This is a genomic window from Ilyobacter sp. (genome assembly GCF_041583315.1).
In the GTDB taxonomy this organism is placed as follows: domain Bacteria; phylum Fusobacteriota; class Fusobacteriia; order Fusobacteriales; family Fusobacteriaceae; genus Ilyobacter.
Genome location: NZ_JBFHGC010000318.1, coordinates 1 through 3480 on the forward strand (window position 1 = coordinate 1; position 3480 = coordinate 3480).

Below are 3480 nucleotides of genomic sequence, written 5' to 3' on the forward strand. Positions count from 1 at the left end.
CCTATTACAGGAACCTTTCCCTGATCTGCTTTTTGTATAACCAGAGGATAGGCTGATGCTATTGTGTTATCTATAGATGTGTAGAGTACATCTATTTCAGGCATTATAGTATCTAGAGCAGAAGCGACCTCGTTTACATTTGTGATTCCCCTTACCACTACCTTAAGACCGGCCTCCTGAGCTTTTTTTGTAAATACTTCTGTCAGGTACACCGAGTTTTGTTCACTTGTGTTATAGACTATTCCCACCTTTTTAGCTTCTGGAAAAAGATCCATTATTAGTTTCACTTGTTTTTCCACAGGTGATTGATCACTTACACCTGTCACATTTTTAGCCGTCAGCCCTGCTACATCAGGATTTGTAACTGCTGCAAAGAATACAGGTTTATCTGATATCTGATTCTGTGCAGCCTGTGCACTTGGAGTAGTTATCGCTACGATTATGTCTTCACTTTCTTTGAAAGATGTGGCTATCATCTGTGCAGTATTAAAATCTCCCTGGGCATTTTGATAGTTAAGCTCTACCCTGTCTTTAAATTCACTTTTAGCAATCGCATCTTCTACACCTTTTCTCACTTCATCAAGTGACGGATGTTCCACAATCTGGGTGATTCCTATTTTTATCGGTTTAACCTCTTCTTTTTTTCCACAACCTATTGCTGCTAATAATACAAAACACATAATTAATAATTTTTTCATGATTTTTCCCCCTCGATTTTTATTAAAATATTTTTAATTAAATTTATCCTTAAAAATTTTCTGTTTTTATTTTTTACAGCCTGAATTAAGATAAAAAAAGAACCTGTCCACACAGGTCCTTTAAGATTAAAAATTCTAATAAAAAGACCTGTCCATTGCGAACAGGTCATAAAAATCATTTTGGAGATAATTTTCTTATAGAGAATTTGACAAAACCTGGTTCACTTGACTTCTATTGTATTGGTCAATTTTGTTTTGCCACCACCAAGTAAATTTAGCCGTCATCTTTGCCATCCCCTTTTTTTTAATTAATCCAATATAATACAACTCTTTACAAAAGATTACTATAGAAATTTTTTTTTGTCAATTTTTTTTTATATAAGCTGATTCCGAAAAGTATATTTTCGATACCTGAAATTTTAAACTTCAGGTATCTACCCTAAAATATATATCAACAAATCTCTGGCCTTTGAAATGGGATACTCTATAAAAAGCCCCCCGACCTTTTAAATCATAAACCCTTTTCAATAAATATAAATCTCAACAATCTTTTACCCAATTCAAATGCCCAGAGTCTGTATCAAACTTCCTGTTGTTGCCATGTTAAACTCCATCTAAGTATTTTTTAGGACTATGTCTGTTAAAGCCATCTATTTACCTAAATAAATATCCCTGTTTTAATATTTGTTTAAAGGGATTCTGGAGCCATGTCCATCCCCATTATACACTATTCCTAGTTTTTTTGCACCTGAGAAAATAATTTTTATTAATCTGGAGTAAACAAGCTTTGTCTCTGAAATAAATAATACCATTTTTATTACCTTCTCTTCTAGCCAACAATAAAAAAAACCTTTTGTTCGATTTTCATGACGTATATGTCTTAAAACAATGTCAAAATATATATTCATTTAACAAAATTATGTTCGTATTCAACTTCAAATTTTAATTTGTATATATAATACCACTTCCAACTCAATAAATTGAAAACCTGGCCCTAATAATCTTTTTTTAAATAAACAAACTCTCGAAGGTAAAATAGATCACCGTTCAAGAGTTTTTCATTTCAATTAGCTATACAGAGAAATCATTAGAACATCTTTAATTCTACTATATTCTAGAATTCTCTGGTGCGACGAGGGGGACTTGAACCCCCAAGCCCGTAATGAGCACTAGAGTCTGAGTCTAGCGCGTCTACCGATTCCGCCATCGTCGCTCTGATACACCCATTATATATATTACTTTTCCGTGGCTTTGTCAAGCCTCTTACCCCTTATCTTTTAAGATTCCCTTATATTATTCTCTGTGTTATAATATAATTATATATTTTTAAGGAGGTAAAGTATGAAGAAAATTGCCAGTTTTACAGTAAATCATCTCGACTTGCTGAGAGGGGTTTATGTTTCTAGAAAAGATGTCGTTGCAGGTGAACATGTTCTTACGACTTTTGACATAAGAATGAAAAGACCAAACCTCGAGCCAGTTATAAATAACGGGGAACTTCATGCCATAGAACATTTAGGTGCCACTTTCCTGAGGAATCACAAAATATGGGATGAAAAAACTGTTTATTTCGGACCTATGGGATGCAGAACCGGAGTATACGTTATATTTAAAGGAGACCTCTCTCCTGTAGATGTAATTCCCATCCTTTCTGAAATGTTCCAGTTTATCTCAAGTTTTGAAGGGGAAATTCCAGGAGCCACTGCAAGAGACTGCGGTAATTATCTGGATATGAACCTTCCCATGGCAAAATTTGAAGCAAAAAAGTTTTTAGAAGAGATTTTACTTAATATTAAAGAAGAAAATATGATCTACCCTAAATAACTGAAAAAAGACCTCCGAAATTTATCGAAGGTCTTTTTTTAGTATTTCTCCTCAATTCCATCTTTTCAAAAAATCTTCGTATTCCTCTACAGGCATGGGTTTAGAAAAGTAAAAACCCTGAATCTCAGTACATCCATTTTCAGACAAAAGTTTCAGCTGTTCTGCTGTCTCGACCCCTTCAGCAATGACATAAAGGTCCAGTAATTTAGCCATTGTTATGACTGTCTTTGCTATTGCTATATCTTTTTTATTGTCCATCATGTTCAAAATAAAGCTTCTGTCTATTTTTATCCTGTTTATAGGCAGGTTTTTTAGGTAACTGAGGGAAGAGTACCCGGTTCCGAAGTCATCTATTGATATATCTATTCCCATGGATCTAAGCTCATTCAGAATATCCACAGCTTCCTTCATGTTTTCCATAAAAACACCCTCTGTTATCTCTATTTCTATTGATCCTGACGGCACCGTTACTTTCTTCAGCACCTCGCTCACTGTTTTTACTATAAGCCCCTGTTTAAAGTGTAGACCTGAAATATTAACAGATATCTTTTGATCTTTTATATCATTTTTTTCCCATTCTACGATCTGTCTGCACGCCGTCAAGAGTACCCATCTGTCTATCTCTAGGATAAATCCAGTAGTTTCTGCAATTGGAATAAATTCTGACGGAGCTTTGTAAAGCTTTCCGTCTTTGAACCAACGCAGAAGAGACTCAGTCCCTATGATCTTATTTTGAAATACATCTACTTTTGGCTGATAATAAAGCTGCAGTTCACCGTTTTTCAGGGCATTACGTAACTGAGTATCTGTTTCCATTTTGCTATTTGTTGCATGATTCATCTCTTCAGAAAAGAAATAATGCCCGTTTTTACCTCTGTTTTTTGCTCCGTACATTGCTAGGTCTGAATTTTTGAGAAGGGTATTGACGTCAAATCCATCCTCAGGATATACTGCCACC

General features: G+C 34.7%; 3 protein-coding genes and 1 tRNA gene. 1 reads left to right on the forward strand and 3 read right to left on the reverse strand.

Features of this window, described 5'->3' with window-relative positions:
• The coding region (locus ABZA26_RS10600) for an ABC transporter substrate-binding protein (protein WP_372714498.1) at positions 1–698 on the reverse strand (698 nt) is incomplete at its 3' end.
• 1125 nt (positions 699–1823) lie between these two features.
• Positions 1824–1911, reverse strand: a tRNA-Leu gene (locus tag ABZA26_RS10605).
• A gap of 128 nt (positions 1912–2039) precedes the next feature.
• Between ABZA26_RS10605 and ABZA26_RS10610 the strand changes: the two genes are divergently transcribed.
• Positions 2040–2522, forward strand: a complete 483-nt coding sequence (locus ABZA26_RS10610; RefSeq protein WP_372714499.1) for an S-ribosylhomocysteine lyase — start codon at positions 2040–2042, stop codon at positions 2520–2522.
• Between the two features lie 51 nt (positions 2523–2573).
• Here the strand turns inward: ABZA26_RS10610 and ABZA26_RS10615 are convergent.
• The coding region (locus ABZA26_RS10615; RefSeq protein ID WP_372714500.1) for a putative bifunctional diguanylate cyclase/phosphodiesterase at positions 2574–3480 on the reverse strand (907 nt) is incomplete at its 5' end.